The sequence below is a fragment of the Agrobacterium tumefaciens genome (assembly GCF_005221325.1).
Classification (GTDB): Bacteria; Pseudomonadota; Alphaproteobacteria; order Rhizobiales; family Rhizobiaceae; genus Agrobacterium.
This window is the reverse complement of the sequence record NZ_CP039888.1, coordinates 2,606,449-2,633,040: the sequence shown is the minus strand read 5'-3', so window position 1 is coordinate 2,633,040 and position 26,592 is coordinate 2,606,449. Positions and strand designations below refer to the sequence as shown.

General features: G+C 56.8%; 25 protein-coding genes. 17 read left to right on the top strand and 8 right to left on the bottom strand.

Going from position 1 to position 26,592, the window contains the following annotated elements:
* Positions 1–59 precede the first annotated feature (59 nt).
* Both CFBP5499_RS13415 and secB read left to right on the top strand, forming a co-directional pair.
* On the top strand, positions 60–596 hold the full coding sequence (locus tag CFBP5499_RS13415) for an FxsA family protein (RefSeq protein ID WP_080826990.1): 537 nt from the start codon (positions 60–62) through the stop codon (positions 594–596).
* A 103-nt stretch (positions 597–699) separates the two neighbouring features.
* The gene (gene secB, locus CFBP5499_RS13410) at positions 700–1,182 is read left to right on the top strand and encodes a protein-export chaperone SecB (protein WP_080826991.1); all 483 of its coding nucleotides are present in this window, start codon (positions 700–702) and stop codon (positions 1,180–1,182) included.
* A gap of 98 nt (positions 1,183–1,280) precedes the next feature.
* Here the strand turns inward: secB and dnaQ are convergent, their stop codons facing one another.
* Genes dnaQ through CFBP5499_RS13385 form a run of 5 tightly spaced genes read right to left on the bottom strand, consistent with a single transcriptional unit; the run spans position 1,281 to position 4,885 of the window.
* Positions 1,281–1,979: a DNA polymerase III subunit epsilon gene (gene dnaQ / locus CFBP5499_RS13405; protein ID WP_080826992.1), complete on the bottom strand. Its 699-nt coding sequence runs from the start codon at positions 1,977–1,979 to the stop codon at positions 1,281–1,283.
* A gap of 20 nt (positions 1,980–1,999) precedes the next feature.
* Positions 2,000–2,581: a dephospho-CoA kinase gene (coaE, locus tag CFBP5499_RS13400; protein WP_080826993.1), complete on the bottom strand. Its 582-nt coding sequence runs from the start codon at positions 2,579–2,581 to the stop codon at positions 2,000–2,002.
* Complete coding sequence (locus CFBP5499_RS13395) at positions 2,581–3,441, bottom strand: shikimate dehydrogenase (RefSeq protein ID WP_080826994.1); 861 nt, start codon at positions 3,439–3,441, stop codon at positions 2,581–2,583. Before CFBP5499_RS13395 ends, coaE begins: the two co-directional genes overlap by 1 nt.
* Positions 3,434–4,033 (bottom strand): two-component system response regulator ActR, encoded by a 600-nt coding sequence (gene actR, locus CFBP5499_RS13390; protein WP_080826995.1) that lies wholly within the window; start codon positions 4,031–4,033, stop codon positions 3,434–3,436. The genes CFBP5499_RS13395 and actR overlap by 8 nt, the downstream gene beginning before the upstream one ends.
* Before the next feature lie 30 nt (positions 4,034–4,063).
* Positions 4,064–4,885: a pyruvate, water dikinase regulatory protein gene (locus tag CFBP5499_RS13385; RefSeq protein WP_080826996.1), complete on the bottom strand. Its 822-nt coding sequence runs from the start codon at positions 4,883–4,885 to the stop codon at positions 4,064–4,066.
* Between the two features lie 408 nt (positions 4,886–5,293).
* On the opposite strand from CFBP5499_RS13385, the gene hemE reads away from it, so the two are divergent.
* From hemE to CFBP5499_RS13340, 8 genes are all read left to right on the top strand, one after another.
* A complete protein-coding gene (hemE, locus tag CFBP5499_RS13375) occupies positions 5,294–6,328 on the top strand; it encodes a uroporphyrinogen decarboxylase (protein ID WP_080826997.1) in 1,035 nt (344 codons plus the stop codon).
* The gene (hemJ, locus tag CFBP5499_RS13370) at positions 6,325–6,870 is read left to right on the top strand and encodes a protoporphyrinogen oxidase HemJ (protein WP_175416726.1); all 546 of its coding nucleotides are present in this window, start codon (positions 6,325–6,327) and stop codon (positions 6,868–6,870) included. The genes hemE and hemJ overlap by 4 nt, the downstream gene beginning before the upstream one ends.
* 186 nt (positions 6,871–7,056) lie before the next feature.
* The gene (gene rho / locus CFBP5499_RS13365) at positions 7,057–8,322 is read left to right on the top strand and encodes a transcription termination factor Rho (protein WP_080826998.1); all 1,266 of its coding nucleotides are present in this window, start codon (positions 7,057–7,059) and stop codon (positions 8,320–8,322) included.
* 89 nt (positions 8,323–8,411) lie between these two features.
* Complete coding sequence (gene mnmE / locus CFBP5499_RS13360) at positions 8,412–9,740, top strand: tRNA uridine-5-carboxymethylaminomethyl(34) synthesis GTPase MnmE (protein WP_080826999.1); 1,329 nt, start codon at positions 8,412–8,414, stop codon at positions 9,738–9,740.
* A gap of 57 nt (positions 9,741–9,797) precedes the next feature.
* Positions 9,798–11,681 carry a tRNA uridine-5-carboxymethylaminomethyl(34) synthesis enzyme MnmG gene (gene mnmG / locus CFBP5499_RS13355; RefSeq protein WP_080827000.1) on the top strand — a complete coding sequence of 628 codons (1,884 nt, stop codon included), beginning with the start codon at positions 9,798–9,800 and terminating at the stop codon, positions 11,679–11,681.
* 11 nt (positions 11,682–11,692) lie between these two features.
* Entirely contained in the window at positions 11,693–12,310 is a 618-nt protein-coding gene (gene rsmG, locus CFBP5499_RS13350) for a 16S rRNA (guanine(527)-N(7))-methyltransferase RsmG (protein WP_080827001.1), read from the top strand.
* 21 nt (positions 12,311–12,331) lie between these two features.
* The gene (locus tag CFBP5499_RS13345) at positions 12,332–13,126 is read left to right on the top strand and encodes a ParA family protein (RefSeq protein ID WP_080827002.1); all 795 of its coding nucleotides are present in this window, start codon (positions 12,332–12,334) and stop codon (positions 13,124–13,126) included.
* Between the two features lie 29 nt (positions 13,127–13,155).
* Positions 13,156–14,037: a ParB/RepB/Spo0J family partition protein gene (locus tag CFBP5499_RS13340; protein WP_080827003.1), complete on the top strand. Its 882-nt coding sequence runs from the start codon at positions 13,156–13,158 to the stop codon at positions 14,035–14,037.
* Positions 14,038–14,098: 61 nt separating this feature from the next.
* On the opposite strand, the gene CFBP5499_RS13335 is transcribed toward CFBP5499_RS13340, so the two are convergent.
* Positions 14,099–14,311 (bottom strand): DUF1674 domain-containing protein, encoded by a 213-nt coding sequence (locus CFBP5499_RS13335; protein WP_080827004.1) that lies wholly within the window; start codon positions 14,309–14,311, stop codon positions 14,099–14,101.
* Positions 14,312–14,427: 116 nt separating this feature from the next.
* On the opposite strand from CFBP5499_RS13335, the gene htpX reads away from it, so the two are divergent.
* The 4 genes from htpX (at position 14,428) to purH (ending at position 20,335) form a co-directional block, all read left to right on the top strand.
* The gene (gene htpX, locus CFBP5499_RS13330; RefSeq protein WP_080827005.1) at positions 14,428–15,393 is read left to right on the top strand and encodes a zinc metalloprotease HtpX; all 966 of its coding nucleotides are present in this window, start codon (positions 14,428–14,430) and stop codon (positions 15,391–15,393) included.
* Positions 15,390–16,775, top strand: a complete 1,386-nt coding sequence (locus CFBP5499_RS13325) for an RsmB/NOP family class I SAM-dependent RNA methyltransferase (RefSeq protein ID WP_080827541.1) — start codon at positions 15,390–15,392, stop codon at positions 16,773–16,775. The genes htpX and CFBP5499_RS13325 overlap by 4 nt, the downstream gene beginning before the upstream one ends.
* Before the next feature lie 125 nt (positions 16,776–16,900).
* Positions 16,901–18,568 carry a heparinase II/III family protein gene (locus CFBP5499_RS13320; protein ID WP_175416788.1) on the top strand — a complete coding sequence of 556 codons (1,668 nt, stop codon included), beginning with the start codon at positions 16,901–16,903 and terminating at the stop codon, positions 18,566–18,568.
* 150 nt (positions 18,569–18,718) lie between these two features.
* Positions 18,719–20,335 carry a bifunctional phosphoribosylaminoimidazolecarboxamide formyltransferase/IMP cyclohydrolase gene (gene purH, locus CFBP5499_RS13315; RefSeq protein WP_080827006.1) on the top strand — a complete coding sequence of 539 codons (1,617 nt, stop codon included), beginning with the start codon at positions 18,719–18,721 and terminating at the stop codon, positions 20,333–20,335.
* Between the two features lie 86 nt (positions 20,336–20,421).
* Here the strand turns inward: purH and CFBP5499_RS13310 are convergent, their stop codons facing one another.
* Together CFBP5499_RS13310 and CFBP5499_RS13305 are read right to left on the bottom strand one after the other, a co-directional pair.
* Positions 20,422–21,954, bottom strand: a complete 1,533-nt coding sequence (locus CFBP5499_RS13310) for a UxaA family hydrolase (protein WP_080827007.1) — start codon at positions 21,952–21,954, stop codon at positions 20,422–20,424.
* A gap of 42 nt (positions 21,955–21,996) precedes the next feature.
* A complete protein-coding gene (locus CFBP5499_RS13305; RefSeq protein WP_080827008.1) occupies positions 21,997–22,689 on the bottom strand; it encodes a FadR/GntR family transcriptional regulator in 693 nt (230 codons plus the stop codon).
* Positions 22,690–22,942: 253 nt separating this feature from the next.
* Between CFBP5499_RS13305 and CFBP5499_RS13300 the strand changes: the two genes are divergently transcribed.
* The 3 genes from CFBP5499_RS13300 (at position 22,943) to CFBP5499_RS13290 (ending at position 26,558) form a co-directional block, all read left to right on the top strand.
* Positions 22,943–24,508: a sugar ABC transporter ATP-binding protein gene (locus tag CFBP5499_RS13300; protein WP_175416725.1), complete on the top strand. Its 1,566-nt coding sequence runs from the start codon at positions 22,943–22,945 to the stop codon at positions 24,506–24,508.
* Positions 24,509–24,516: 8 nt separating this feature from the next.
* Positions 24,517–25,539, top strand: coding sequence for an ABC transporter permease (locus CFBP5499_RS13295; protein WP_080827009.1), 1,023 nt, complete (start codon positions 24,517–24,519; stop codon positions 25,537–25,539).
* Between the two features lie 77 nt (positions 25,540–25,616).
* Positions 25,617–26,558 (top strand): ABC transporter substrate-binding protein, encoded by a 942-nt coding sequence (locus CFBP5499_RS13290; protein WP_080827010.1) that lies wholly within the window; start codon positions 25,617–25,619, stop codon positions 26,556–26,558.
* Positions 26,559–26,592: the final 34 nt, after the last annotated feature.

Here is a 26,592-nt window from a genome sequence, read left to right as displayed (position 1 = left end):
CAATCATCGGTGTCCCGGGAACCGGCAATCTGCCAGAGATGCACACGCAAGGCTAGAAGATGCGTTTTTCCTTTCTCCCCATCGTCATCCTGATGATGCCCATTCTCGAAATTGCCGGCTTCATCATCGTCGGCAAGGCAATAGGCCTGTGGCTGACATTGGCGCTCGTCCTGTTCACATCATTCCTCGGGTTGCTCATACTGCGGCTCGGTGGCATCGGCATGGTGAGAAATCTTCAGGATGCGGGCCGCACCGGCGCGCAGCCGGCGGATGAGCTCGTTAATGGGGCCATGCGCGTCGTGGCGGGCATCCTGCTAATCATTCCCGGTTTCATCACCGACATTCTCGGCCTTCTGCTTCTGTCGCCGGCCATTCGCCGGTTTTTCTGGAAGGCCTTCGGCCCGCGCGTCGCTGCGGCTGGCTCATTCAGGCAGTCCGGCCCCCGGTCCGGTGACTATTCCGGGTTTCGCAATGGCCCTGGACCTGCGGGCAATTCGAAGGTGGTCGATCTGGACGAAGAGGAGTTTCACCGCGAAGGCCCGAAGGACTCTCCCTGGTCGAACAGGCCTGATGATCGCGACCTGCCCAAACCCTGACCTCCGTGCGGAATCGACGGCGATGACCCGATCACGAAGGGTTGTAAGCCCCGGGTCGAAATGATAGACCGCCTTCCACGAATTCACGCCGCGAGGAACCGTAATGACCGCTGAAAATGGCGCACAGGGCGCAGTTAGCCCTTCTCTCAATATTCTTGCCCAGTACATCAAGGATCTCTCTTTCGAAAATCCGGGTGCTCCTCGTTCGCTGCAGGGCCGTGAGAATGCGCCGGCAATCAACATCAATGTCAATGTCAATGCAAACCCGATCTCCGGTTCGGATTTCGACGTTGTGCTGACGCTGAATGCGGAAGCCAAGGATGGCGACAAGATCCTGTTTGCGGCCGAGCTGGTTTATGGCGGCGTGTTCCGCATTTCCGGTTTCCCCCAGGAACACATGCTGCCGGTCCTCTTCATCGAGTGCCCGCGCCTGCTCTTCCCCTTCGCCCGCCAGATCATTGCCGATGTCACCCGCAATGGCGGTTTCCCGCCGCTGATGATCGACCCGATCGATTTCGCGCAGATGTTTGCGCAGCGCGTTGCCGAAGAACAGGCGAAGGCTCAGGTTCAGGCAGTCCCCAACTGAACGGCACGCACCGCTTTTCATTGCAGACAAAACAAAACCCGGGTTTTCGCCCGGGTTTTTCTTTAGCCAGTTTTGTCATTTCAACCTCCGCGAAGGCTTCAGTTCTGGTAGCGGTTCCAGATAGCCTTGTCGCCCATGCCGAGAACCAGTTTGCCATGCGCCGCGACTGTTTCCGCATCCAGCCTTGAGGGCAAGGCGCTTGGCCTTCGCAATGGCTCAAGCGGAACGTCTTCCTCAATGACAATGGTTTCCTGTCTGGCGGCAGAGCCAAAACCGAGCGCCGTCTGGCGACCGCCGATCATTTCGATATAGACTTCGGCCAGAAGTTCGGAGTCGAGAAGCGCGCCGTGTTTGGTGCGGTGGGAATTGTCGATGCCGTAACGCCGGCAAAGAGCATCCAGCGAATTCGGGCCCATCGGGTTCTTGCGACGCGCGAGTGAAAGTGTGTCCGTCACCAGCTCGGCCGAGACCGGCTCGATGCCAAGACGCGCGAATTCCGCGTTGATGAAGTCCATATCGAAGGTCGCATTATGCGCCACCCAGCGCGCGCCATCGAAGAACTCACGGATCTGGTCGACAACCTCGCCGAATTTCGGTTTATCTTTCAGAAACTCATCGGTTATGCCGTGAACGGCAAGCGCGTCGGGGTGTACTTTGCGATCCTCCGGGCTGATATAAAGATGCAGCGTGCGGCCGGTGGGAAAATGATTGATCAGTTCGATGCCGCCGATTTCGATCACGCGGTCAAGCTTCGATTCGAGGCCCGTGGTTTCCGTATCGAAAATGATCTCACGCATTCGTCTCTCCGCGGCGCGACTCAAGCGCCCAGTTTCTGCAGAATTTCTTTTACCTGATCCCGCGCTGCTTCGACACCATTTCCGGAATCGATGACAAAATCGGCGCGCCGGCGCTTTTCCGCATCAGGCATCTGCCGGGCAAGGATCATGTCAAATTTCTCTTCCGTCATACCCGGCCGGGATAAAACCCGCTCGCGCTGGATATCCGGCGCGCAACTCACCACCACGACTTTATCGACCCGGCCTTCCGCCCCCGTTTCGAACAACAAGGGTATATCGAGCAGAGCAAAAGACCGATTGTCTTTCCGCGCTTCCGCCAGAAACCCGTCCTGTCTCTTGCGCACCAGCGGATGAACGATCTCTTCCAGCCTGATAAAATTAGCGGGTTTCTGCCGCAGGATATCACCGAGTTTCTGCCGATCGACCATGCCGGAGATGGTAGTGCCAGGAAAGGCGGCCTCGATCAACGGAACGGCTTCTGCACGATAAAGCCCGTGCACGACCTCATCGGAATCGAGAACCGGAACACCCTCGTCGGCAAAGAGCTTCGCCGTCGTCGTTTTTCCCATTCCAATCGAGCCGGTGAGACCGATGACGATCATCAATGTTTCTCCATATCCGCGATGATCAGCGAACGGAGCGTTTCATCCACCTCAGGCATTCTGCCGAACCATCGCTTGAAACCCGGTTTTGCCTGATGGAGCAACATGCCGAGCCCATCGACGGTGGCCATACCCTGCTCTTGCGCCATATTGAGGATCGGCGTTTTCAACGGCACGTAGACGATATCGGTCACGACCGCATCGGGAGCGAGCTGCGAAAAATCGAGATGCGGCGCTTCGGTTCCATCCATTCCGAGCGATGTCGTATTCACGAACAGCCCAGCGCCCTGCATGACCTCCTGAAGCGCCGCCTGTGGATGGGAAAAGACCCGTGGGCCAAAGCGGTCGGCCAGTTCGCGCGCACGCTCGACCGTGCGGTTCAGGACGTGAATCTCCGCAATACCCCTATCACGCAGTGACTGAATAACGGCCCGGCTTGCGCCGCCGGCGCCGAAAACCACCGCCCGGTCGGTCTTATCCCAGCCCGGATGCCGCTCATCCAGGTTCGAGACGAAACCGTAACCATCCGTGTTGGTAGCGTGGAGTTTACCCTCCTCCATCCATATGGTGTTGGCGGCGCCGAGTTCTTCCGCCAGAGCATCGGGACGGTCCGCCAACAGGTAAGCCGCTTCCTTGTGCGGAATGGTGACATTGCCGCCCACGGCTGCACCCGGTTTACCTTCCTTCAGTGTTTTAATGAAATTCGGAAAATTATCCGGGGAGACCTCAACGGCTTTATAGGAACCGGCGATACCGAATTTTTTGAGCCAATAGGAATGTATGATCGGCGACCGGGAATGCTTGATCGGGTAACCGACAACGAAGGCGTTTATGGTTAGTGTTTCACGTGAATCAGCCATCGATGACATCCATGTCGCGCAGTTTCGATAAAAGAGGCAGAAGCGGCAGACCGAGGATCGTGAAATAATCCCCCTCGATGGAGGTGAATAGCTGGATTCCTTCCCCCTCAAGCTGGTAGGCGCCGACGCTGCTGAGGGCCTTTTCTCCCACCCGCTGCAGGTGGCGGGAGACAAACTCAGCACTCAAGGCCCGAACGGCAAGCTCAGCGCTGGAAACGGTCTGCCACACCACATCGCCCTTTCGAACTAGAACAGCCGCGCTGTTCAGACGATGGACCTTGCCGGATAATGACAGAAGATGCGTTTCGGCTTCCGCCATCGTTTTTGGCTTGTGATAGACGCGAGCACCGAGCGCCATGGTCTGGTCGCAGCCGAGAACCAGTGCTTCCGGGTGGAGTGCACTGACTGCAAGCGCTTTGGCCCGGGCGAGCTCCAGCGCAACCTCCTCGGGGCTGGCGCCGTCTCGTTCCAATTGCTCGTCAAGCGCACGCTCATCGATATCCGCGGGTATTGCCGAAAATGTCAGCCCCGCATTGCGCATCAGCATCTGCCGGGATGCGCTGGACGAGGCGAGGATCAACTCTTGTTTCATCGACTGTCTGCTCCTGATGATGCGACCGGATTATCGCGTCCTCGGGCGTAGGGCAAGGATCGCCGCAGCCGTTTCCTCGATGGAACGGCGTGTGACATCGATCAGCGGCCAATTGTTGCGCGCGCAGAGAGCGCGCGCATATTTCAGCTCTTCCATGATGGTGGCGCGATCCGTGTAACGGCCACTGTCAAATCCGCCGGTTGCGCCCAGCTCCCGGTTCTCACGAACCTGCGATATGCGATCCGATGTCGCGACGAGACCGACTATCAGAGGCCGGGTAGCGGCATAGAGGCTATCGGGCAAAGGCACATTGGGAACAACCGGAATATTGGCGGTCTTTATGCCCCTGTTGGCGAGATAGATGCTGGTTGGTGTTTTCGACGTGCGGCTGATGCCGATGATGACGACATCCGCCTCGTCGTAGGTCTCCGGCATCTGTCCGTCATCATGATCCATGGCGAAATTGAGCGCTTCGATCCGCGCAAAATAATCGGCATTCAGCGCATGTTGTGCGCCCACCCGCCTTCGCGATGGCGCACCAAGATAGGTCTGGAAGATACCAATGATGGGTTCAAGCACGTTGACGCAAGGCACACCGATCGCATGACAGCGTAGATCCAGGAATTCGGCCAGCTGCTGGTCAACGATCGTATAAAGAACAATGCCCGGTTCCTTGTCGATGAGATCCACGACCTGCGCGAGCTGTTTCTGGTTACGGATCATCGGATAGACATGTTCCACCGGCATGGAGGCATGGAACTGCGCCGAGACGGCGCGGCCGGCCGACATCAGAGTCTCTCCCGTCGAGTCCGAAATCAGGTGCAGATGGAAGAAACTTTTTTTGTTCTCCACGCTGTTTTTCTCCCCCTGTTGATAAACTTGGACAAGTCTCTGAATTGCCCGGCGGGCCGAACCGCGAGGTGAATAAGGTGGTGTTTTTCCACAATTCGCAAGTGGTGTCTCTCGCCTTCACGGCGCCTGTGAATTAATGGAATAGTGCGAAACTGTTCAGAATTTTCCCCAGATTATCCACAGAGACGAAATTTATTGCCGTATAAATAACTATATGAAATTATTCATATAATTACAGTTTTCCCAATTATCTTTAAACACTCGCATGATCAATATACGCAGGCGCTGTTGAGATGTCGCCGCTGCGGCATTTCGACTGGAATGATTTTAATCCTTGCTACCCACAGACTCTAAGAAATAGAAAATCTTTTAAATCTCTTTGATTTTATTTTTTAGAAGCTGGGTGCCATGAGCGAACGCAAGGTTATGACTGTTTTGAACGGGAAGACGGTCACACCGCCGCCCATATGGCTGATGCGTCAGGCTGGGCGTTATCTTCCGGAGTATCGGGAAACTCGAAAGACCGCCGGAAGTTTCCTTGATCTCTGTTATAATCCCGAGCTGGCGAGCGAAGTGACCCTTCAGCCCATTCGCCGGTTCGGGCTGGATGCAGCCATTCTCTTTTCCGACATTCTTGTCATCCCCGACGCGCTCCATCGCAACGTGTCCTTCAGCGAAGGCAAAGGTCCAGCCATGGACCCGATCGATGTGAGCGGTATCGGGAAACTCGATGCGTCTGATGTCATGGCGCATCTCTCGCCCGTTTTCGAAACGGTGTCGCGTCTGCGCAGCTCATTGCCGGATGAAACGACGCTTCTCGGTTTTTGCGGCGCGCCCTGGACGGTTGCGACCTATATGATTGCCGGGCATGGGACGCCGGACCAGGCCCCGGCGCGGTTGTTCGGTTATCAGGAGCCGGCCGCCATGGAAAAGCTGCTGGCTTTCCTCGCTGAGGTCTCTGCCGATTATCTGGTGGCGCAGATTGATGCCGGGGCCGATGCGGTTCAGATCTTCGATTCCTGGGCCGGCGTGCTCGGCGAAAAGGAATTCGAGGAATATGCGATCAAGCCGGTCGCCCGCATTATCGCGTCGGTACGCGCCCGCCGGCCTTCGGCAAAGATCATCGCTTTTGCTAAGGGCGCTGGTTATCTGCTGAGGGATTATCGCCGCAAGACGGGTGCTGACGCCATTGGCCTGGATTGGTCCGTGCCGTTAAGCTTCGCCAGGGATTTGCAGAAGGAAGGCCCGGTGCAGGGCAATCTCGACCCGATGCTGATGGTGGCGGGTGGCAAGGCTTTGCAGGATGGCATCGACGCTGTGCTGCAGGCGCTTGGGCAAGGTCCGCTGATCTTCAATCTCGGCCACGGCATCACCCCGCAGGCGGATCCGGAGAACGTAACCCGGCTGGTGCAGCGTGTGCGCTCGGTTGGGGGTGCTGGATGAGCGAGGAAAAACAGACCTCGGCCCGCTCCGGAAACAAGGCGGCTTTGCGTGCCGGTGTCGCACTCGGTGTCTTTGCCGCTTTCATCGCGCTCGTATTTTACGCCGATCCCGCCGATCTCTATCTCTGGGTCAAGGCGCTGCATATCGTCGCCGTGATCTCGTGGATGGCCGCGATTTTCTACCTGCCGCGGCTTTTTATCTATCACACCGATGCACCTGCCGGTTCGCAGCAATCTGAAACCTTCAAGGTGATGGAGCAGCGGCTGATCAGGGTGATCATGAACCCAGCGATGATGATATCCTGGATATTGGGGCTCTATCTCGCTTGGTCGGTTTATGGTTTTTCCGGCGGCTGGCTGCATGCGAAGATCGGGCTGGTCGTGCTTCTGACCGCCACCCATGTTTACTTCATCCGTAGCGCAAAACGTTTTGCGCGGGATGAAAATACAAGACCGGCCCGTCACTGGCGGTTGATGAACGAAGTTCCGACCGTTCTAATGATCCTGATTGTCATACTTGTGGTTGTGAAACCGTTTGGTTAAGACGGTGCGACGATAAATTTCGCGGAATTCGTGCTTTCCTCTTGCAGCCGCCGTATTCAATCGCTATTTTCAGTTCACTCATCTTCGTGGCATGTGAATTATTCAGTCATCTGCGGTATCTCCCACAGCATCTGATTCGCGAACACGCCCTCCCCCGACATTACATTATCAAACGGTCTTCCCTTCATGGCTGAAATGAAGCTTCAGGAACTTAAGAGCAAATCGCCTACCGACTTGTTGACTTTTGCCGAATCCCTGGAAGTTGAAAATGCGAGCACCATGCGCAAGCAGGAGCTCATGTTCGCAATCCTCAAGGTTCTCGCGAGCCAGGACATCGAAATCATCGGCGAAGGCGTCGTTGAAGTCCTGCAGGACGGGTTCGGGTTCCTGCGTTCTGCAAACGCAAACTATCTGCCCGGCCCGGACGATATCTATATTTCGCCCTCGCAGATTCGCCGCTTCTCGCTGAAGACCGGCGATACTGTTGAAGGGCCGATCCGTGGTCCGAAGGAAGGCGAACGGTATTTCGCGCTTCTCAAGGTCAATACGATCAATTTCGACGACCCGGAAAAGATCCGTCACAAGGTTCACTTCGACAATCTGACGCCGCTTTACCCGAATGAGCGCTTCAAGATGGAACTGGAAGTTCCAACATCGAAGGATCTGTCGTCGCGCGTCATCGACCTCGTCGCGCCGCTCGGCAAGGGCCAGCGCGGATTGATCGTGGCGCCGCCGCGCACTGGTAAAACGGTTCTGCTGCAGAACATCGCTCATTCCATCACGGCGAATCACCCGGAGTGCTATCTAATCGTTCTGCTGATCGATGAGCGTCCGGAAGAAGTGACCGACATGCAGCGTTCGGTAAAGGGTGAGGTTGTGTCCTCCACCTTCGACGAACCGGCTGTACGCCACGTCCAGGTCGCCGAAATGGTCATCGAAAAGGCGAAGCGCCTGGTCGAGCATGGCCGTGACGTCGTCATCCTGCTCGACTCCATCACGCGTCTTGGCCGTGCTTACAACACCGTTGTTCCCTCCTCCGGCAAGGTTCTGACCGGTGGTGTGGATGCCAACGCCCTGCAGCGGCCGAAGCGTTTCTTCGGTGCCGCGCGTAACATCGAAGAAGGCGGCTCGCTCACGATCATTGCGACTGCACTTATCGATACGGGCAGCCGCATGGATGAAGTCATCTTCGAAGAGTTCAAGGGTACCGGCAACTCGGAAATCGTGCTTGACCGCAAGGTTGCCGACAAGCGTATCTTCCCGGCGCTGGATATTCTGAAATCCGGTACACGTAAGGAAGACCTGCTGGTACCACGTCAGGACCTCCAGAAGATCTTCGTTCTTCGCCGCATTCTCGCACCGATGGGAACGATGGACGCCATCGAATTCCTGATCGACAAGCTGAAGCAGACGAAAACCAATTCGGATTTCTTCGAATCGATGAATACCTGATCCGAACTTTAGTCGGATTCATCATAAGAGCTTTAAAGCCGTATCCGTTCATTCGGGTGCGGCTTGACTGTTTTAGACCGAGGTGAACGATGCCAGCTTCCGCCGATACGATTTATGCGCTGTCCAGCGGCGCCCTGCCGGCGGGTGTCGCGGTTCTGAGGATCAGTGGTCTCAGGGCTTTTGATGCGTTGAAGATGCTGACAGGTCGAGACCTTGCTTCACCACGAAGAACAAGCCTTTGTTCGATTCGGAATCGAAACAATGAGATCATTGACCAAGCTCTGGTGATCGCCTTTCCGGCTCCAAATTCTTTCACGGGTGAAAATTGCGTTGAAATTCACAGCCACGGCAGCCGCGCGGTCGTGGCTTCCATTTTTGCAGAGCTCGAGAATCTTGAAGGACTTCGACCCGCAGAGGCCGGTGAGTTTTCCCGCAGAGCCTTTGAAAATGGTAAGATGGACCTGCTCGAGGTTGAGGGCCTCGCCGATCTGTTGCAGGCGGAAACGGAGATGCAGCGGCGTCTGGCGGTCGAGCAAAGCAGCGGTCAATTATCGGCTCTCTATGATGGCTGGGCCAATCGCCTGACCCGTGCCCGCGCCCTGATCGAGGCGGAACTGGATTTTGCCGATGAGGAGGATGTGCCGGATTCCGTTGCTGCCCGGGTTTGGGAAGCGATGGCGGAGCTCAAGGGTGAAATCAGCGATCACCTTAAAGGCGGTGGAAGCGGCGAAATCATTCGCGATGGCTTTAAAGTGGCGCTTGTAGGCGAACCAAATGTGGGTAAGTCCACTCTGCTTAATGCGTTGAGCGGTCGTGACGTGGCAATTGTTACCGACATTGCCGGGACGACGAGAGATGTTTTAAGCGTCGACATCAATCTGGACGGATATCTGGTGCGGATATTCGATACCGCAGGAATTCGGGAGACTGAGGATGTGGTGGAACAGGAAGGCGTTCGGCGTGCGGTTCTGACCGCGGAAACTGCAGATCTTATTTTATTGCTGCAAGATAATGATTCGACTCCGAAACAATCTATTGGCTTATTTGATAATCAGAGCTCCTTGCGGGTGAGAACAAAATCTGCGTTTCGCTCTCACGCTTCGGATGATGAATTTGATTTGTTTGTCTCAGCAAAAGAAGGCACAGGCCTCGATGAATTGCGCTCAGCCCTCAAGCGAGAGATAGAAAAACAGGTCGGTGCTGGCCAGACTTTGGTTCCTGCCCGTGCCCGCCATAAAAAACGACTTGAAGAGACGCTGAACTATGTTAGTGATGCGCTTGATTCTGAGACCCTGGACCTCGCGATAAGGTCGGAATATCTAAGGCTCGCCGCGACATCGCTCGGACGGATCACCGGCCGCGTTGATGTAGAAGATTTGCTGGGCGTGATCTTCTCGGAATTCTGCATAGGAAAATGATTCACGTGAAACATCGGCACCATAGTGAGGTCGATGCATTAAACAGGGCGCAGGAAAATGCACCAGTCATTCGATGTCATTATTATTGGTGGCGGTCATGCCGGCAGTGAAGCTGCCGCTGCCGCTGCAAGGCATGGTGCAAAAACCGCTCTTGTTACCCACAAGCGCGAAACGATTGGGGTCATGTCCTGTAATCCCGCAATTGGTGGCCTGGGAAAGGGTCATCTCGTTCGTGAGATCGATGCGCTGGATGGATTGATGGGCAGGGTCGCAGATGCTGCGGGCATTCAATTCCGTATGCTCAACCGGAAAAAGGGTCCGGCCGTTCGTGGGCCGCGCACGCAGGCTGACCGCCGACTCTACCGTGAAGCGATGCAGCGGGAAATCGATGCCATTGATAACCTGAGAATTATCGAAGGCGATGCTTTTGATATTGAAATGGACAATGATCGGGTCGCTGCCGTTATCATGAAAAATGGTAGCCGGATTCCTTGTGGGGCTGTAGTACTCACCAGCGGAACTTTTCTGCGTGGTCTTATCCATATCGGTTCCGAAAAGATTCCAGCCGGCCGAGTTGGCGAAATGCCTTCTCTCGGCCTTTCCGAAACGCTATCGCGGCTTGGTCTCGCCATGGGTCGGCTCAAAACCGGCACGCCTGCCCGTTTGGATGGCCGTACCATCGATTGGAACGCCGTGGATCGGCAGGCGGCTGATGAGGATCCCGTCCCATTCTCATTTATGACGGACCGTATACTCAATCCGCAAATCGAATGTGGTGTGACCCGCACGACTCCAGCAGGCCACAAAATCATCCAGGACAATATTCACCTCTCTGCCATGTATTCCGGGCAGATCGAAGGGGTTGGCCCGCGTTATTGCCCATCGATTGAGGATAAGATTACTCGTTTCGGCGAAAGGGACGGCCACCAGATATTTCTGGAGCCGGAGGGTCTCGATGATCATACCATTTATCCCAATGGTATTTCCACGTCCCTGCCCGCCTCCGTACAGGAGCAATTTATCCGGACGATACCAGGCCTTGAACGGGTTACGATTCTTCAGCCGGGTTATGCGATCGAATATGATTATGTCGATCCCCGGGAACTGAAACCCTCTCTCGAGTGCCGCAAAATACCGGGGCTGTTTCTGGCTGGCCAGATCAATGGCACGACGGGTTATGAAGAGGCTGGCGCTCAGGGTCTTGTTGCTGGCCTGAATGCCTCGCTTTACGCTGGCAACACCCATCCGCTTCATTTTAGCCGGACGGAATCTTATATTGGCGTGATGATCGATGACCTGACATCCAAGGGTGTCAGCGAGCCCTATCGCATGTTTACGTCAAGGGCGGAGTATCGTCTTTCCCTGCGTGTGGATAATGCGGATCTCCGGCTTACACCCGTGGCCCAGGCGACGGGTATTCTCGGTCAAGAGCGTCAACAGCGCTTTGCAGATTTTATTTCGGATCTCGATCGCGGCCGCGCGTTAATGAAGGAGCTCTCCATCAGCCCTTCGCAGGCGGCCAAACAGGGTTTGAAACTCAATCAGGACGGTCAACGTCGCTCCGTCTACGAGTTGCTTGCTTATCCTGACATGACTTTGCACGCTCTGGCGGAACACTGGCCAGAGCTCAACGCGCTTAATGGCAAGGTCGCAGAGGTCTTACATATCGAGGCGAGTTACGCCGTCTATATGCAACGGCAGAGCGCGGATATCGTCGATATTAAACGGGATGAAGACAGGAAAATCCCTGACGATTTCGATTTTCAGAGTCTGTCAGGTCTCTCCAATGAGCTTAAACAAAAGCTGGAAAAAGCCCGTCCGGAGAATATTGCACAGGCCGCCCGTGTTGACGGCATGACGCCGGCTGCGATATCGCTGCTGCTCGCACTTCTGCGGAAAGATACCGCAACGCGAAGTGAACAACTGCGCATGCACCAATAGCGAGTCGGATTATGAAGATAAACGGCCAGAGTGTTTCACGTGAAACACAAGAGAAGCTCGAGCATTTTGTCGAGCTTTTCAAGAAGTGGAACAAAACCACAAATCTGGTAGCGCCTTCCACGCTCACGGAGCTTTGGAGCCGGCATGTCGCCGATAGTGCGCAAATCTTCCAGCTCTTTCCTCAACCAAAAAAATGGATTGATCTTGGCAGCGGTGGTGGCTTCCCTGGCGTTATCACTGCGATCTTCATGGCGGAACTTGGCGACGGCTGGGTCGATCTGGTTGAAAGCAACAATAAAAAAGCTGCCTTTTTGCGAATCGCGCTGAAGGAAACCGGCGCCAGAGGAGCGGTTCACCCAATCAGAATCGAGACGGCGTCTGAAATTATAACAACTTGTGATGCTGTTTCCGCTCGTGCCCTTGCCGAGCTGGATGTGCTTTTTGAGTATATTCATCCCTGGGCGCAGAATAATCCCGATCTCAAGGCCTATTTTAATAAAGGCCGGGATTATGATTCCGAAGTGCAGAAAGCGCATGGTCGCTGGCAGTTTGATCTGGTAAAACATCAGAGTGCCATTGAGGCAGATTCTGTTGTTCTTGAAATCAGCAACCTCAATTTGAGGCGCTGACAAGCTGGCCAGGTGTGCGGCATGACCTTTGAAAAAAACCGAATTATCGCAGTTGCGAACCAGAAAGGCGGCGTTGGCAAGACAACAACCGCTATTAATCTGGCGACCGCGCTGGCGGCTATTGGTGAGCGAGTGCTGATCGTGGACTTGGACCCGCAGGGCAATGCGAGTACGGGCCTCGGAATTGACCGCAAAGAGCGCAAGCTTTCATCCTATGATCTTCTGGTAGGAGAACATGGTGTCGCGGAAGTTGCTGTTCCTACGGCGGTTCCCAATCTCGATATCGTTCCCTCCACAATGGATTTGCTCGGTTTTGAGATGCAGGTCGCGAATGTTGTCAACCGCGTTTTCCTCTTGCGTGCGGCAATGGAAACACAAGAAGCCAGGGGTTATTCCTATATTCTCGTTGATTGCCCACCCTCATTCAATCTTTTGACGATGAATGCGATGACGGCCGCGCATTCCGTACTGGTGCCGCTGCAATGCGAGTTCTTTGCGCTGGAAGGTCTCAGCCAGTTGCTGGATACGGTCAGCCAGATACGCGGGTCGGTCAATCCACAGCTCGATATACAAGGCATCGTTTTGACGATGTTCGATGCGCGTAATAATCTTGCGCAGCAGGTCGTTTCGGATGTGCGCAGCCATCTTGGCGAAAAGGTTTACCATACCCTTATTCCGCGCAACGTTCGTGTTTCGGAAGCGCCGTCCTATGGTAAGCCGGCCATTCTCTATGATCTAAAATGCGCCGGCAGTCAGGCCTATTTGCAATTGGCATCCGAAGTGATCCAGAGAGAGCGCCTGCGCAAAGCTGCCTGACATTTGCGGACTGTATGGAGTAATATCTTATGAGTGATGATCTTTCCAAGCGTCGATTGGGGCGCGGTCTTGCCGCATTGATCGGTGAAATGGATCAGCCCGTGCCGGTCGGCGAGCCTCAGCGCGCGGTTAATGCCGATCGTACCATTCCGATCGAATTCATCGCTCGCAGCCAGAGAAACCCGCGGCGTCATTTCGATGAAAATGAACTGCAGGATCTTGCCGCTTCCATCCGTCAGCATGGAATAGTTCAGCCAGTAGTAGTGAGAACGGTTGGAGTCAACCGATACGAGATTATCGCAGGTGAGCGCCGCTGGCGGGCAGCACAGCTGGCTGGGTTTACCGACGTTCCCGTCATCGTTCGCGATGTGGATGATCGTACTGCTCTGGAACTTGCCATCGTCGAAAACGTGCAGCGTTCCGATCTCAATCCGCTTGAAGAGGCGATGGGTTATGAACAGCTGATCGCCGAACACGGCTACACGCAAAATGACCTCGGCGAAATTATCGGCAAGAGCCGAAGCCATGTTGCCAATAGTCTGCGGCTTCTCAAGCTGCCCGATCCGGTGCGGGATATGCTGGCGGATGGTTCGCTTTCCGCCGGTCACGCCCGCGCGCTGGTCTCCACTTCAGATCCCGCGACTTTGGCACGCACGATTGTTTCCAAGGGACTTTCGGTGCGTGATGCCGAGCGTCTGGCGCAAAACGATATCAAATCCCAGGGTGAGATTGCTGAAAAGCGCCCGGCTGGGGAAAAGGATTCGGATACGATCGCGCTCGAACGTAGCCTTTCCGACGCTCTTGGGCTTGATGTGAAAATCAGCCACAAGGGTGGATCGGGGCAGATTCGTATCGGTTACCGCACGCTAGAGCAACTCGAGGCCGTCTGCCGGCTGTTGGAACAGAAATAATTAAATACCTGTTTTAATTAATAAATACCCGCTTTTGGCGGGTATTTTCGTTTTGGGGCTCTCAAAAATCGATAGCCCGGCCCTTTATTTCGTAGTCCCCGAAACGAACCGGTTCCGCGCCGCCGCGACCGCCGGTCTCCGGCGGCAATTGAATATCCGCCTGCTGCAGGCGTCGTTCTTCCGCTTCCTTGAGCGCCCGCTGCGCTGCGGGTGAAAGTCGCTTCACCGGCTCCGAGCCCTCTTCCGTGCCATTGTCATTATCCGCATTCTGCATGAAATCCTCCCTATGACGGGATATTGAAATATGTTTCCCGCTTCCCAGATTATATAATCGGACGGGTTTTATAAACCCCCGCAATATTCCCGCGAGTGAGAAGGAGAGTTCGACGGATGAACATGATGCGCACGGCAATGCTTCTGGCCTTCATGACCGCATTGTTCATGGGTGTCGGTTTTCTGATCGGCGGCAAGGGCGGCATGATGATTGCCCTGCTCATTGCTGCCGGTATGAACCTGTTTTCCTACTGGAATTCGGATAAGATGGTCCTGTCAGCCTATCGCGCCCGGGAGATCGATGAGGCGAATGCGCCTGAGTTTTTTCACATGATCCGGGATTTGTCACAGAATGCCGGGTTGCCTATGCCGAAGGTCTATATCTACGACAGTCCGCAGCCTAACGCCTTTGCGACAGGTCGAAATCCTGAGAACGCGGCTGTTGCCGCGTCGACCGGGCTGCTGGAACGCCTGACGCCGGAGGAAGTGGCGGGTGTCATGGCGCATGAACTTGCCCATGTGCAGAACCGCGATACTCTGACCATGACAATCACCGCCACGCTTGCGGGTGCAATCTCCATGCTCGGCAATTTTGCCTTCTTCTTTGGCGGCAACAGGGAAAACAATAATAACCCGTTGGGTTTCATCGGCGTGCTGGTCGCGATGATTGTGGCGCCGCTCGCGGCGATGCTCGTGCAGATGGCGATCAGCCGCACTCGGGAATATTCCGCGGACCGTCGAGGCGCGGAAATCTGCGGCAACCCGCTTTGGCTCGCCTCTGCCCTGCATAAGATTTCAGGCATGGCGCAGCAGATTCACAATGATGACGCCGAGCGCAATCCGGCAACGGCGCATATGTTCATCATCAATCCGCTCTCCGGCGAGCGTATGGACAATCTCTTTTCCACCCATCCGAACACGGAAAACCGCGTGGCGGCGCTGCACGCCATGGCGCAGGAGTTTTCCCCGCGAGGATCGACGAAGCCGCCCTCGGATGATAGACCGTTGCGCAAATCAGGTTCCGTCCCCAAAACGGGCTGGGGACGAGGCAATGAAAACGAGCGCAAGGGGCCGTGGTCTTGACATCCGATATTCAGAATAAGCCGGCGCGGTCCAGAAAACCGAAGCCAGCGCATGCAAGGGGCCGTGAAGACGGCCCTTCGTCTTTCGAGGACAAGCCGGGTCTTGCTGCACGCATTGCTGCCACCCGCATTCTCGCGGCCGTTCTGGAAAAGAAGACCTCCATGGATGGGATGCTTGATAGCGAAAACGGCAACCCTGTTTATCGTGCGTTGTCGCTTGCTGACCGGGCGCTGGTGAGGGCCATCGTCAATAGTGCGCTTCGGCACCTTCCCCGCATCGAGACGGCATTGTCGATGTTGTTGGATGGGCCATTGCCGCAAGGCGCGCGATCGCTGCATCACGTCCTTGTCGTGGGCGCTGCGCAAATGCTTTACCTCGATGTACCGGATCATTCCGCTGTCGATCTCGCCGTGGAGCAGGCGCATCGCGATCCACGCAACCGACGTTTCGTCAAGCTGGTCAATGCCGTGCTCAGAAGGCTCGGCCGTGAAAAAGCGGAGATCGAAAAGGCTGTCGCTGACGTTTCTGTCTTGCCGGCGTGGTTCTATGCACGGCTTGTTTCGGCTTATGGCGATGAGGTGGCTAAAAGGATTTCGGAGGCGCAGCTTACGCCGTCCTCCATTGACCTGACGGTGAAGGCCGATCCTGCTCTTTGGGCGGAGAAGCTGGGCGGCACGCTTATGCCGAATGGCAGCGTGCGTCTGGGTGAATTCGAAGGTCAGATCCCCTCACTTGACGGTTTCGCCGAGGGCGCCTGGTGGGTGCAGGATCTCGCAGCCAGCATGCCGGTAAGGCTTCTGGGGGATATCTCCGGCAAGCGCGTCGCCGATCTTTGCGCTGCCCCCGGTGGCAAGACCGCCCAGCTTGCGCTGGCGGGCGCCAAGGTGACGGCGCTGGATCAGTCCGGCAACCGTCTTCGCCGCCTGCGGGAAAATCTCGGCCGGCTTGGTCTCCATGCCGAAACGGTCGAGACCAATATGCTGAAATACCAGCCGGAGCAGCTTTTCGATGCCGTGCTCCTCGATGCACCCTGTTCGTCTACCGGGACTTTGCGCAAGCATCCGGATGTCTGCTGGACGAAAGACGAGAACGACATTGCCAAACTCGCGGCGCTTCAGGGCCAGATGCTGCGACATGCGCTGACTCTCGTCGGGCCAGGCGGCCTCGTTGTCTTTTCCAATTGCTCGCTCGATCCTTCTGAAGGGGAAGCGATGATTGCCGAGGTTCTGGCGGAAAATCCTGATGTGGAGCGCGTTGTGGTCCAAAGGGAAGACTGGCCCGGAATGGAAGCAGCCATCAGCGCCACGGGCGATCTTCGCACGACGCCGGATATGTTCGGTGGCGTCGATGGGTTCTTTAGCAGTGTCTTGCGTAAGAAGTAGAAAAAAGCCAAGCTCTCGCGAATCATTAGATATTTATCGAAAACGTTCCGGTCATCGCGGTTCACTGATAAAAACAAAACATGTGAAACGGGAAACACAGCTTGTTAGGGTCTTTCACAGGCAGCATGAATGCCGCCGGTCTTCTTTCGCGGATGGCGTATCGTCATCTGTGTGTCGGCCTCACCCCGTTGCGCCTGCATCTATCCCGATTTGCCAACCGCGTGCCCGACGGTCTGGTGGCCGCACCCACCGATCTGAGAGCGATTGACCCCTATTTTGCCGAGGAGTTGTTGCGCGGTCGCATCGCGCTGGCCGGGCGGGTCGTTGAAACCGGCGGCGCTTCGCCGTTTCAGGTGGACTACCCCTCAGCGGTTTTTGAAGAGCGGCTGCATGCCTTCAGCTGGCTGCGGCACATCCGTTCCGATAAATCGAGCGAGGCCTGCAAACGCGCACGTCGCATCGTTGCCGAGTGGATGGTGTTACATGGCAAGCGCGTTACCGGCACGGCCTGGTCACCTGAAATTGCGGCGCAGAGGCTGATCGCCTTGCTCTCGCATTCTCCTGTGGTTCTCTACGAGGCGGATGCCGGTTTTTATCGCCGTTTCCTGAAAAGTCTCGCCTTTCATGTGCGTTATCTCGAGCGGATCGTCAAACATGCGCCGGATGGTGAAGCGCGGCTGAGGATAAGAATAGCGCTTGCCATGGCCTCCATCGCTATGCCCATGCGGCTGTCGCGGATCAACCGGAACGGAATGAAGCTGGCTCAGGAAATGGAACGCCAGATTCTCCCGGATGGCGGGCATGTTTCCCGCAATCCAAGGGTTATGCTGGATCTCCTGCTCGATCTCCTGCCGTTGCGGCAAAGCTATATCAATCTCGGTCATGACCTGCCCTCCGGGCTGGTGCCGGCGATAGACCGTATGTTTCCGGCGATCCGGTTCTTCCGGCATCAGGGCGGCGATCTTGCGCTGTTCAATGGCGCCACGGCGACGCTCGCCAACGAGCTTGTTTCCGTGCTGCGTTATGATGAAACCGCCGGGAGGCCTTCCAAAGTCCTGCCGGATGTGAATTACCACCGGTTGGCGACGGATGAGACTGTTATCATCGTGGATACCGGTTATCCCGGCTCTGCGGAACTGTCGCGCAGCGCCCATTCGGGATGCCTCTCTTTCGAAATGTCCTGCGGCAAGAACCGGTTCATCGTCAATTCCGGGTTTCCTCGCAACGCCGCACCGGAATATCAGCGTGCCAGCCGTTCCACGGCGGCGCATTCCACCGTCACGCTTGCCGATACCTCGTCCTGCAGATTGTCGCGCTCGAGGTTGCTTGGCCCAATCATGGTTTCGGGCGTCAGCCAGGTAGATAGCCGACGTGGAACGGATGCGAATGGCAATGATGTCCTTTGGGCGTCCCATGATGGCTATTTGCAGAATTTCGGCTGCTACCACGAGCGGGAAATAGAATTGAATGCGGCCGGCACCAAGATAAAGGGCCGCGACCTGCTTCGCGCTGACGAGGCGGCGGCGAATGTGCAATTGCAATCGGTGTCGGCGGTTTCCCGTTTCCATATCCATCCCCATATCCAGCTTCATCAGCGGGATGAGGAGTCGGTTTATCTGGAGGCCGCAGATGGCACCACCTGGCTGTTTTCGGCCCCCGGACTGGAGCTTTTCGTGACGGAGGATGTCTTCATGGCGGATGCATCCGGCATGCGTCCGTCGCAGCAGATCGAATTGCCCTTCAATCTCGTCAATACGCGGGAAATCCGCTGGCTCATTGAACGCATGAGCTGACCGCCTTCAAGTCATGAAGGCAAAAACGGCCATAGTTCTTGCCGTTCGGCATCCTCGCTGTTTATTAATGCGGTAAGCTGTGTTAACGCGGCGGCAATTGCTGGATCATTCCCCTTCCAGCCTGTCCTCCCTGTTAACGGAGTATGCCTGATGGCCGTGGTGTCCAAGAAAATTCCCGCCCCCGATAAGGTCAAGATTCGCACGGCGCTTCTTTCCGTGTCCGACAAGACCGATGTTATCGAGCTCGCGACGGTGCTCTCCAAGCTTGGCGTCAAGCTCCTGTCGACGGGCGGTACTGCAAAGGCGATTGCCGAAGCCGGCCTGGCGGTCACGGATGTCTCCGATGTCACCAATTTTCCCGAAATCATGGATGGCCGCGTCAAGACGCTGCATCCGAATGTCCATGGCGGGCTTCTGGCTATCCGGGATGATGCGGACCATGTCGAGGCGATGAAGGCGCACGGCATCGAGGCGATCGATCTTTCCGTGATCAATCTCTATCCTTTCGAGGAAGTGCGCGCCAAGGGTGGCGACTATCCGACGACGGTTGAGAATATCGATATTGGCGGCCCGGCTATGATCCGCGCTTCCGCCAAGAACCATGCTTATGTCACTGTTGTTACCGACCCCTCCGATTACCCTGCGCTGGTCGAAGCCCTGCAGGCCGATGACGGCCAGACCTCCTATGCGTTGCGCCAGCGTTTTGCCGCCAAGGCTTATGCCCGTACGGCCGCTTATGACGCCGTGATTTCCAACTGGTTTGCCGAAGCACTGGCGATCGAGACGCCTGATTACCGCGCCATCGGCGGCGTGCTGAAGGAAAAGATGCGTTATGGTGAAAACCCGCATCAGAGCGCCGGCTTCTACCTGACCGGTGAAAAGCGCCCCGGTGTTGCGACCGCGGCGCTTCTTCAGGGTAAGCAGCTCTCCTACAACAACATCAATGATACGGATGCGGCTTACGAGCTGGTAGCGGAGTTTCTGCCGGAAAACGCGCCGGCCGTTGCCATCATCAAACACGCCAATCCCTGCGGTGTTGCGACCGGCCCGACGCTTGCCGAAGCCTATCGGCGCGCGCTGGCATGCGATTCCGTTTCCGCCTTTGGCGGCGTCATTGCGCTCAACCGCACGCTCGATGCGGAAACGGCGGAAGAGATCGTCAAGCTCTTCACCGAAGTCATCATCGCGCCTGACGTGACTGAAAAAGCCAAGTCCATCATCGCCCGCAAGCCGAACCTGCGCCTCCTGGCGGCCGGTGGCCTGCCGGACCCGCGTGCGGCTGGCCTCACGGCGAAGACCGTTTCCGGCGGCCTTCTCGTGCAAAGCCGTGACAATGGTATGGTCGAGGATCTCGAACTCAAAGTCGTTACCAAGCGTGCACCGACCGCGCAGGAGCTTGAGGACATGAAGTTCGCCTTCAAGATCGCCAAACATGTGAAATCCAATGCCGTGATCTATGCCAAGGATGGCCAGACGGCGGGCATTGGCGCCGGCCAGATGAGCCGCGTGGATTCCGCCCGCATCGCCGCCCAGAAGGCGGAAGATGCAGCCAAGGCGCTTGGCCTTGCCGAACCGCTGACGCGCGGGTCTGCCGTTGCTTCGGAAGCCTTTTACCCCTTCGCCGATGGTTTGCTTGCTGCGATTGCCGCTGGCGCCACAGCTGTCATCCAGCCGGGCGGCTCCATGCGTGACCAGGAAGTGATCGACGCTGCAAACGAACATAATGTGACGATGGTGTTCACCGGCATGCGCCACTTCCGCCATTAAGTTACGGATCTATAGTCAGCAAAAGTTAAGGCCCGGAAATCGCTTTCCGGGCCTTTTGTTTCACGTGGGACAGTTTCGATTTTTATTCAGGTCACTGCGCCGACCTGCCACGGCACGAATTCGTTGTCGCCGTAGTCGTAAATTTCGCTGACGGTTTTGTCGCCGGAAGCCACGGCTAGAATATGTTCGAAAATTCGTTTGCCGGATTCTTCGATGGTTTCATTGCCGGTGACGATCTCGCCGCAATTGATATCCATGTCTTCCTTCATGTGTTCATACATTTCGGAATTGGTGGCGATCTTGATGCAGGGGGACGGCTTGAAACCTGAAACCGAGCCGCGGCCGGTGGTGAAACAGATTACGTTGCAGCCACCGGCAACCTGGCCGGTGACGGCAACGGGGTCATAACCGGGCGTATCCATGAAGACGAAGCCCTGCTCCGTCACCGTTTCGGCAAATTCATAAACCGCCTTCAGCGGCATGGAGCCACCCTTGGCAACCGCGCCCAGCGATTTCTCCAGAATGGTGGTCAGGCCGCCGAGCTTGTTGCCGTGAGAGGGATTGTTGTTGAGTTCATCGCCATTGCGGGCGGTGTAGTCCCGCCACCAGTCGATGCGCTGCAGCAGCTTTTCGGCGACCGCAGGCGTGACTGCGCGTTTGGTCAGCAGGTGCTCGGCGCCGTAGATTTCGGGCGTTTCGGAAAGCACTGTCGTGCCGCCATTGCGGACGATGAGGTCGGACGCATAGCCCAGAGCCGGATTGGCGGATATGCCGGAATAACCGTCCGAGCCGCCGCATTCCAGTGCGACCTTCAGCTTGGAAAGCGGTTGTTCCGTACGGCGCGCAGCATTGACCATCGGCAGCATCGCCTTGATCTCGGTGATTGCCGCATCGATCGTCTTGCGGGTGCCGCCGTGTTGCTGGATGGTCATGGTGCGCAGCCGCTCACCCTCTTCCATTTTGTAATGTTCGAGGATGGGGGCGATCTGGTTGGTTTCGCAACCGAGGCCGATCAGCAGAATGCCGCCGAAATTCGGATGGCGGGCATAACCTTGAATGGTGCGGATCAGAAGACGGTAGCCTTCCGATTTGGTATTCAGCGCGCAGCCGCCGCCATGGGTGAGCGCCACGACGCCGTCGACATTGTCGAAACCGTCAAGGCCGCCCTGTTTGTTGAAATAGTCGGCGATGTAGCGCGACACGGTGGCGGAACAGTTCACCGAGGCGATCACGCCAATATAGTTGCGCGTGCCAACGCCGCCGAGACCACGGTCGTACCCCATGAAGGTCCGGCGCTCGGCTTCCGGCACCATGCCCTTTTCCTCGATGTCGACGCTGAACTGATGTGCGTGTTCTGAAGGCACCATGGCGAGATTGTGCAGGTGCACATGCCGGCCGGGTTCGATGTCCTGGGTGGCGATGCCGATCACCTGCCCGTATTTCAGCACCTCGTCTCCGGATTTGATGAAGTTGAGGGCTACCTTATGCCCGCGCCCGATCAGCTCGAGTGCCGCCAGATCGCCCCTGCCCGTTGCACCGCCGGCCGGGATAGACCGACGTGCCACCGCGACATTGTCGTTGGCGTTCAGCAAAATGGTTGCCTCGGAATTCTCACTCACGGGTTTTCCTCCTCCCGGTACATTGCCTGCTATGTTTGTCATTCAGCTATCCACCCAGCGGCGTTTCGAGCCTTCCAGATGGGTATGCATGGCGGCCTGCGCCAGCAGCGGATCCCTAAGTTCCAGCGCAGCCAGAATGGCTTCGTGCTCCTGCAGGGCGCGGGTCCAGGTGTCGCGATCTTCAAATTTGACGCGAAGCTGAGCCGAAATGGGGCTGTGGCGCTCATCGAAGAGGTTCGCCACCAGCCGCGCCAGAACGCTGTTGCCGGATTGTTCGGCGATGGTGACGTGAAACAGGCGATCCTGATCGAGGGGTTTGCGGCCGGCCTCGATTTCCCTTTGCATGGTGTTGAGAATCTGGCGGAGGGCCGCGATCGTTTCATCGGTCATCCGGCTTGCCGCCAGCACGATGGTCGCCCCTTCCAGCGCGGCCCGCGCCTGCATCAGCTCGGAAGGGCTGTCACCCAGCGATTTGGTCTGATGGGTGGTCTGAAGAGCTTCGGCCGATACATAGACGCCGGAACCCATCCGAATTTCGACGGTGTTATCGATTTCAAGCGCAATCAGCGCCTCGCGCAACGAGGGTCTCGACACGCCGAGTTTCTGTGCCAGTTCCCGTTCGGCGGGAAGCCGCGCGCCGGGCAGGAATTCACCCAGGTCGATGAGTTCGCGTATCTGATCCGCAATCTGCTGATAAAGCCTGCGCGGTTCCGCTATTTTGGCCTGACCACTCATGTCTTTTTTGCTGAAGCCTTCGTGATGCTTATATTTGGCCTTACCGTAACGCCAAGCGTATCAATACGCAAGAAATTACTTAACTTATTGAAAGCAATATATTATTTTAAAGTTCTTTATGGTGGCTTTCCATCCCTTCCAACGCGCCATTTCAATTTTTGACCTAATTGGCTTGACCATTATGAAAAACCGGCCTAACCATTTGCCCTGTTCATGACCCCGGTGGAGCGGGGAACAGGGTGGAGGTTTCCAGATGTCGCAGGGCGCATCGACAATTCGGGGCGATTTTTCGCCTGAGGAGATGGCGCGTGCGGAGCGTTCGGCCCTTCTGCGTCTCGAAAACATCAGCAAGGAATTTCCCGGCGTAAAGGCGCTGTCGAACGTTCATTTCGATCTGCGCGGCGGTGAAGTTCATGCCGTCTGCGGCGAGAATGGCGCGGGAAAATCGACACTGATGAAAATCATCAGCGGTGTGTACCAGCCAAGCGAAGGGACGATCCTGCACAAGGGTGTGAAGGTGCAATATGCATCGCCGCTGGAGTCCGAAGCCGCCGGAATCGCCATCATCCATCAGGAACTCAACCTCGTTCCGCATCTTTCCGTTGCCGAGAATATCTATCTCGCGCGTGAACCGCGCCGGGGTTTTCTCGTGGACCGCAAGAAGCTGCGGCTCGATGCTAAACGCTGTCTCGACCGGCTAGGCGTCGATATCAACCCCGACCAGATGGTCCGCGGTCTTTCCGTCGCGCAATGTCAGATGGTGGAAATCGCCAAGGCGCTCTCTCTCGACGCGGAAGTGCTCATCATGGATGAGCCGACTTCGTCGCTGACCGAGCAGGAAACCCGGCTTCTGTTCAAGGTCATCCGCGATCTCAAGGCTTCCGGCGTCGGCATCGTCTATATTTCCCATCGTCTCGATGAGATGGCTGAGATTGTCGACCGTGTGACGGTCCTGCGCGACGGACGTTATATTTCGACCGACGATTTTGCCTCGATCACTGTTGATGACATTGTCACACGCATGGTCGGGCGTTCGCTGGAAGACAAATTTCCCGAGCGCACCTCGCGCCCGACGGAAGATATTCTCTTCTCCGTCGAAGGACTGACGCGCAATGGCGTGTTTAGTGACGTCAGTTTCTCGCTGCGGCGCGGCGAAATCCTCGGTTTTGCCGGACTTATGGGCGCGGGGCGAACGGAAGTTGCGCGGGCAATCTTCGGGGCCGATCCTCTCGATGCGGGTAAGATCGTTTTCAACGGGCGCGAACTTTCGATCGGCTCGCCGCAGGACGCCATCGAGGAAGGTATTGCCTATCTCTCGGAAGATCGCAAAAGCGATGGCCTCGCCATCAAGATGTCGGTGGCGGCCAATACGACGCTCGCCAATCTCGGCGAGGTTTCCAACCGTTTCGGGCTGATAGACTTCAAGAAACATGACGATGTGGCGAAGCGCTACGTCGATCTGCTGAATATCCGCACCCCTTCGATCGATCAGACGGTGCGGCTGCTTTCGGGCGGCAATCAGCAGAAAATCATCATCGGCAAATGGCTGTTCCGTCAGTCGCGCGTGCTGTTCTTCGATGAGCCGACGCGCGGCATCGATGTCGGCGCGAAGTTCGCGATCTACAAGATCATGGACGAACTGGCCGCACAGGGCATCGGCGTCATTCTCATCAGTTCGGAACTGCCGGAAATTCTAGGACTGACGGATCGTATCGCGGTGTTCCATCAGGGCCGCATCACAGGCGTGCTCGAAACCGCCAAGACCAATCAAGAAGAAATCATGCGGTATGCGTCCGGTTACGGCCGGGCCGCGCAGTGAGGAACGACATGGCCAATATTGCAGAACCCAAGAAGGGCTTCGCCGTCAGCGATCGCCAGAAGGACATCATCCAGAAGTTTGCGGCGCTCGGCAGCCTCTTTGCGCTGGTCGCGGTCTTCTCCGCAACCAGCAACGCCTTCTTCACCGTCAATAATGGCATGACCATCGCGCTGCAGGTGACATCCATCGCGCTGCTCGGCATTGGTGCCACCTGTGTCATCATCACCGGCGGCATCGATCTTTCCGTCGGCTCGGTGCTCGCGCTTGCCGGCGTCGTGGCCGCCCTTGCGGTGAAGGAACTCGGTCTGCCAGTGCCCATCGGCATGCTGCTCGGCATTCTGACGGGGTCGTTTTGCGGTCTCATCAACGGTCTTCTGGTGACGCGCTTCAAGCTGCCGCCCTTCATCGCCACCCTCGGCATGATGCTGATCGCCCGCGGTGTGGCCCTGCAGATCACCGGTGCGCGCGCCGTGTCCGGCCTTGGCGAGTCTTTCGGCGAACTCGGCAATGGCGCACTCTTCCGCATAGTCAACATTGGTGACGACGGTTTTCCGAATGTCGTGTTTCCCGGCATACCCTATCCGGTCATCCTGATGGTGGTGATTGCACTTGCGGTTTCCTTCATGCTCAACCGCTCCATCCTCGGCCGCCACATCTATGCCGTGGGTTCCAACGCGGATGCCGCGCGCCTTTCCGGCGTCAACGTCGCCCGCGTCACCAATTTCACCTACATCCTGTCCGGTACGCTCGCCGGGTTGACGGGCTGCGTGCTGATGTCGCGCCTCGTCACCGCCCAGCCGAACGAAGGTGTGATGTATGAGCTGGATGCCATCGCCAGCGCGGTCATCGGCGGCACATCGCTGATCGGCGGCGTGGGCACGATTTCCGGCACGGCCATCGGCGCCTTTGTCATCGGCATTTTGCGCAACGGTCTCAATATGAACGGCGTTTCCGCCTTCACGCAACAGATCATCATCGGCCTTGTCATTCTGGTCACCGTCTGGATCGACCAACTGCGCAACCGCCGCTGATCAAAAGGGCTGCGGACCCTTTCCGCAAACAAGATCGGCAGGGGAGGCCCGGTATGCCGACATCACGGAGGAAGAAAATGAAGAAAATTACGACTGCCCTTCTGACATCCGCAATCGCGCTGTGGAGCGTTTCCACCGTGCAGGCCGGTGAAATCGCCGTCATCGTCAAGACCGTCAACTCCACCTTCTGGCAGAACGTCCAGAAGGGCGCTGATGCGGCGATGAAGAACTCTTCCGGCAACACCATGACCTTCCAGGGCCCGGCTGCCGAATCGGCGATTGCCGATCAGGTCAACATGGTCGAAAACGCCATCAACCGTAAGGTTGCGGGTATCGTTCTGGCGCCTTCGGATCCTGACGCGCTGGTGCCTGCCGTCAAGAAGGCCTGGGAAGCCCGCATTCCAGTGGTTCTGATCGACTCTCAGCTCACCAAGGGCTCGGAGCAATATTACCAGTCGTTCCTGGCGACCGATAACAAGAAAGCCGGCGAACTGGCAGCGCAGGCGCTGATCGACAAGGTCGGCACGGAAGGCAAGATTGCCGTGATGTCCTATGTCGCCGGTGCCGGTTCTGAAATCGGCCGTGTCGGCGGTTTCACCGACTACATCCAGATGCATTCGAAGCTTCAGATCGTTGGCCCGTTCTATTCGCAGTCGCAGATGGCGACCGCGCTGAACCAGACCACCGACGTTCTGGCCGCCAACTCCGATCTGAAGGGCATTTTCGGCGCCAATGAGCCGACTGCCATCGGTGTTGGCCGCGCGCTTGCCCAGTCCGGCAAGGCAGGCAAGGTCGTCGCCATCGGCTTCGACGGTAACCAGGACCTGCAGAGCTTCGTCAAGGATGGCACGCTGGCCGGCATCGTGGTTCAGGGCTCCTACCAGATGGGTGAAAAGGGCGTGGAAACCGTGACCAAGCTCATCAACAAGGAAAAGGTTGAGAAGTTCGTCGATACCGGCGTCGTTGTTGTCACCAAGGACAATATCGAGAAGCCTGAAGCCAAGAACGTGCTTTACTGATGCCGACGGCGCGCCGCCCGGCGGCGGCGCGCCT

Excerpts from the sequence above, each read along its gene's own strand:
- CFBP5499_RS13415 (WP_080826990.1), top strand. The coding sequence starts at position 60 with ATGCGTTTTTCCTTTCTCCCCATCGTCATCCTGATGATGCCCATTCTC.
- secB (WP_080826991.1), top strand. The coding sequence starts at position 700 with ATGACCGCTGAAAATGGCGCACAGGGCGCAGTTAGCCCTTCTCTCAAT.
- dnaQ (WP_080826992.1), bottom strand. The coding sequence starts at position 1,979 with ATGCGTGAGATCATTTTCGATACGGAAACCACGGGCCTCGAATCGAAG.
- coaE (WP_080826993.1), bottom strand. The coding sequence starts at position 2,581 with ATGATCGTCATCGGTCTCACCGGCTCGATTGGAATGGGAAAAACGACG.
- CFBP5499_RS13395 (WP_080826994.1), bottom strand. The coding sequence starts at position 3,441 with ATGGCTGATTCACGTGAAACACTAACCATAAACGCCTTCGTTGTCGGT.
- actR (WP_080826995.1), bottom strand. The coding sequence starts at position 4,033 with ATGAAACAAGAGTTGATCCTCGCCTCGTCCAGCGCATCCCGGCAGATG.
- hemE (WP_080826997.1), top strand. The coding sequence starts at position 5,294 with ATGAGCGAACGCAAGGTTATGACTGTTTTGAACGGGAAGACGGTCACA.
- hemJ (WP_175416726.1), top strand. The coding sequence starts at position 6,325 with ATGAGCGAGGAAAAACAGACCTCGGCCCGCTCCGGAAACAAGGCGGCT.
- rho (WP_080826998.1), top strand. The coding sequence starts at position 7,057 with ATGGCTGAAATGAAGCTTCAGGAACTTAAGAGCAAATCGCCTACCGAC.
- mnmE (WP_080826999.1), top strand. The coding sequence starts at position 8,412 with ATGCCAGCTTCCGCCGATACGATTTATGCGCTGTCCAGCGGCGCCCTG.
- mnmG (WP_080827000.1), top strand. The coding sequence starts at position 9,798 with ATGCACCAGTCATTCGATGTCATTATTATTGGTGGCGGTCATGCCGGC.
- rsmG (WP_080827001.1), top strand. The coding sequence starts at position 11,693 with ATGAAGATAAACGGCCAGAGTGTTTCACGTGAAACACAAGAGAAGCTC.
- CFBP5499_RS13345 (WP_080827002.1), top strand. The coding sequence starts at position 12,332 with ATGACCTTTGAAAAAAACCGAATTATCGCAGTTGCGAACCAGAAAGGC.
- CFBP5499_RS13340 (WP_080827003.1), top strand. The coding sequence starts at position 13,156 with ATGAGTGATGATCTTTCCAAGCGTCGATTGGGGCGCGGTCTTGCCGCA.
- CFBP5499_RS13335 (WP_080827004.1), bottom strand. The coding sequence starts at position 14,311 with ATGCAGAATGCGGATAATGACAATGGCACGGAAGAGGGCTCGGAGCCG.
- htpX (WP_080827005.1), top strand. The coding sequence starts at position 14,428 with ATGAACATGATGCGCACGGCAATGCTTCTGGCCTTCATGACCGCATTG.
- CFBP5499_RS13320 (WP_175416788.1), top strand. The coding sequence starts at position 16,901 with ATGAATGCCGCCGGTCTTCTTTCGCGGATGGCGTATCGTCATCTGTGT.
- purH (WP_080827006.1), top strand. The coding sequence starts at position 18,719 with ATGGCCGTGGTGTCCAAGAAAATTCCCGCCCCCGATAAGGTCAAGATT.
- CFBP5499_RS13305 (WP_080827008.1), bottom strand. The coding sequence starts at position 22,689 with ATGAGTGGTCAGGCCAAAATAGCGGAACCGCGCAGGCTTTATCAGCAG.
- CFBP5499_RS13300 (WP_175416725.1), top strand. The coding sequence starts at position 22,943 with ATGTCGCAGGGCGCATCGACAATTCGGGGCGATTTTTCGCCTGAGGAG.
- CFBP5499_RS13295 (WP_080827009.1), top strand. The coding sequence starts at position 24,517 with ATGGCCAATATTGCAGAACCCAAGAAGGGCTTCGCCGTCAGCGATCGC.
- CFBP5499_RS13290 (WP_080827010.1), top strand. The coding sequence starts at position 25,617 with ATGAAGAAAATTACGACTGCCCTTCTGACATCCGCAATCGCGCTGTGG.